At 69.2% G+C, this 286-nt stretch carries 1 protein-coding gene; it reads right to left on the reverse strand.

Annotated elements, in window-relative coordinates; translation table 11 throughout:
- Nucleotides 1-286, reverse strand: a 286-nt coding sequence (locus tag EIK80_RS25665; protein WP_148099149.1) for a cupin domain-containing protein, incomplete at both ends; no start/stop codon positions are given.

Here is a 286-nt window from a genome sequence, read left to right on the forward strand (position 1 = left end):
CGCGGCGGCCGTCTCGATACTTTCGACCGGCGAGCCGAGGGCGTCGGTCATGACGTGCCCCGTGCCCTGGGGCAGGAGGACAAGGTCGCCCTCCCGCGTCAGGATCGGCCCTTCCCCGGTCGGCGTGATCCACATCTCGCCGCTCTCGACGAAATGGAAGTGGGCCGGTCCTGCCTGGAATCGCAGGCCCCACGGCGCCCCGAGAATGGCGGTGTAGACAAGTTCGCCGCGCAGCCGGATCAGGGTGAGCACCTCGGAGAGCACGTCATTGCGCGCGGCCGACATG

Origin of the sequence: Caulobacter sp. 602-1 (assembly GCF_003931565.1) — a bacterium.
Taxonomy (GTDB): domain Bacteria; phylum Pseudomonadota; class Alphaproteobacteria; order Caulobacterales; family Caulobacteraceae; genus Caulobacter.